We start from the raw sequence: 2,494 nt of genomic DNA on the forward strand, positions 1-2,494 counted from the left end.
CGCCCCAAAGCTTAGCGTTAGCCGCTACTTGTAAATCCAGCCTTTCACTTCTCTTTTTTAGTGGTAATATCAAATCATACCCAATGGGAGTTATTTTATGTCTGATGCATTGAAAGTGATGCTTGAAAATATCGAGCAACTCAGTACTAAAGAGAAAGCACTTGCTGCCCACTGTCTTTTAACGGCTATGGATACCAAGATTGATAGCGATGTGGAATCCGAGTGGGTAAAACTTGCGGAATCTCGCAGCGCAGAGCTAGAGTCTGGTGCGGTAAAAAGCATTAGTTGGGAAGAGATAGAAAAGGATCTTAATTAAAAGATGCTGCCTGTTTCCTTTCACCCGGAGGTTAAAAGGGAAATAAAAGAGTCGTTTGATTGGTATCAAGAACAGTCATTGGGTTTGGGTCACGAATTTACTCAAGAACTCAAGGAAGCCATCGATTCAGTTAGCTCTTTGCCATCGGCATGGGCAAAAATGGGGCAAACTCATCGACGCTTTGTCTTAAGCAGGTTCCCATACTCTATTATTTATAAAATTATCGAAAACAGGGAAATTAGTGTGGTAGCTATTATGCATAACCACCGAAAACCAGGGTATTGGCACGAACGCGGCTAACAAGACGCTCAAGCCACTCCCTCCGGTCGCTGGGACACTACCATGCGGGCTAACTCACTTCGTTCGGATTATAGCCCACACGCTAGCGCCCCTTAGCTTAGTGTTATGTGCCTCAGGAGTAATTTTGAGATTTCTAGTCATAGCTCTTTCTTTTTTAGTTTGGTCATGTAGTGAGTCTACGAATAAAGCGAACGAAGATTTAATCGGTACATGGATAATTAACCATGACTCAAATAGCATAGATTATAGTTTGATCGAGTATGAAAAGTCTGGTGACAAATGTGAAATTACCTTTTCATTAGTGAACTCATTGGAAGTTGAGATGTATTGGAATAAATGGGAAATTGTAGATGGAGTAATACATTCAACCATGTATAACACCACTTCATTTATCGAGTTTGGCTATGAAATTCAGGATAGAATTTTGAAATTAAACACCGGTGAGCTATTTGTAGATATGATCGTCCCTGAAGGCGATTATCAGACTGAATATCATTATAAGAATAAGGAAGCCGCGCCAGGGCAAATCTGCAATACCGTCAAAAAGGTATTCAAATTCAAAAGCAAAGAAATAGATAATTCCGGCACATAACAAACCGCTGTAGCCGGTCGCAAGCTCCCTGGGACAATAACACGTGGGCTCAGTCGCTTCGCTCCAATTTTAGCCCACGTGTTATTGCCCCTAAGCGGGGCGTTATGCATCTTACAAGGAAGATTTATGTATATTGTTGCTGGAAACCCAAATGAAGAATATTTTGCATCAGCAGTTAAAACCGGTGTTCTAGTAGCTCCAGACTTTATTAATTGCTTATCCCCGGGAGCTCAAGCCTTGTCGCCTTACGCCATTGCTCATAAAGATAAGGAGAAAGAGCAAGTCTTTGAGTCAGTAAGGTTGCAGAATTATAAAGATAAGCCAAGAAGGTTAGGTTCACTTTTTTTATTCAATAATCTCAGCTCAGCTAAGCTTGCGAATGACAAATGGTGGGATGGCACCAAGAATCTATATTACGTTGATGTGCAACACAAGCTATTTGAATTGGTATGTGATTCGAAATGGCTCGACTTCCCTAGACAAGAGTGGATTTCTAGCGCTCATGAATATTTCAAAGGTAATATGACCAAATCTCCATTAACTGAAGTTTTATTCATTGGTTCCGTAACTCTCGAGGCGGAAATACCAGATGCATAACAACCCAATCAACACACTCACTTCGCTCGCTGGGACGCATACACGCGGGGCGGCTTCGCCATTATGCCCCACGTGCCTGCGCCCGTTATTGGAAAGTTATGTGCTAATCAATATTCAACATTTCCCATAGTTTTTTCTTGAAATCTATCACCTTGTATTTCTCCATAAAAATGGAAATTATGAAGCCCAATAACGGGAGCGAGAAGAATAAAATTTGCAACTTAGTCATTTCTGGAGAATATATAAAATACAACCAACCTAAAGTTAGACCGAGCATAAGATACACTGGTAAAAGAAAAATATTGTGAAGCTGAAGCATAACCTGATCTAAGTGCTCAAAGCTCTTAATTTTCCACGCTCGACTAAATAAATAACCTATTGAAAGGAGAACTGACCAGTAAATGGTATGTGCAAGCAAAGAACTTTCATAATCTCTAAAAAATTGAGCCTTATGTTGTTCAACAGCTCCAGCAAAGAATAACGTCCATAAAATAAGGACTATTTTAAATATAGCTAGCGAACCTCTACTTTTTAAAAAGTTAAAATTCATAGTTATTTTATTTTTCCGATTCAACAAACTTTGATTTATAGTACTAGTTAGCACGCACATAACAAGCACATTAAGTCGCTCGCAGGCTCGCTGGGACAGTAACACGTGGGCTCTGTCGCTTCGCTCGGATTTTAGCCCA

At 40.2% G+C, this 2,494-nt stretch carries 5 protein-coding genes; 4 read left to right on the forward strand and 1 reads right to left on the reverse strand.

All coding sequences use genetic code 11. The features are described from left to right. Positions 1-97: 97 nt before the first annotated feature. From ACX5KA_RS12625 to ACX5KA_RS12640, 4 genes are all read left to right on the forward strand, one after another. Entirely contained in the window at positions 98-316 is a 219-nt protein-coding gene (locus ACX5KA_RS12625; RefSeq protein WP_163111832.1) for an addiction module protein, read from the forward strand. Positions 317-319: 3 nt separating this feature from the next. Then, positions 320-616: a type II toxin-antitoxin system RelE/ParE family toxin gene (locus ACX5KA_RS12630; RefSeq protein ID WP_272968539.1), complete on the forward strand. Its 297-nt coding sequence runs from the start codon at positions 320-322 to the stop codon at positions 614-616. A gap of 124 nt (positions 617-740) precedes the next feature. Continuing rightward, on the forward strand, positions 741-1,208 hold the full coding sequence (locus ACX5KA_RS12635; protein WP_458731316.1) for a hypothetical protein: 468 nt from the start codon (positions 741-743) through the stop codon (positions 1,206-1,208). Positions 1,209-1,334: 126 nt separating this feature from the next. Beyond that, complete coding sequence (locus ACX5KA_RS12640) at positions 1,335-1,805, forward strand: hypothetical protein (RefSeq protein WP_458731317.1); 471 nt, start codon at positions 1,335-1,337, stop codon at positions 1,803-1,805. Between the two features lie 103 nt (positions 1,806-1,908). Here the strand turns inward: ACX5KA_RS12640 and ACX5KA_RS12645 are convergent, their stop codons facing one another. Then, positions 1,909-2,460 carry a hypothetical protein gene (locus tag ACX5KA_RS12645; RefSeq protein ID WP_458731318.1) on the reverse strand — a complete coding sequence of 184 codons (552 nt, stop codon included), beginning with the start codon at positions 2,458-2,460 and terminating at the stop codon, positions 1,909-1,911. Between the last annotated feature and the right edge of the window lie 34 nt (positions 2,461-2,494).

It is taken from the genome of Alteromonas alvinellae (assembly GCF_902705805.1).

Coding starts and splice junctions, on each gene's coding strand:
- ACX5KA_RS12625 (WP_163111832.1), top strand. CDS start 98: ATGTCTGATGCATTGAAAGTGATGCTTGAAAATATCGAGCAACTCAGT.
- ACX5KA_RS12640 (WP_458731317.1), top strand. CDS start 1,335: ATGTATATTGTTGCTGGAAACCCAAATGAAGAATATTTTGCATCAGCA.
- ACX5KA_RS12630 (WP_272968539.1), top strand. CDS start 320: ATGCTGCCTGTTTCCTTTCACCCGGAGGTTAAAAGGGAAATAAAAGAG.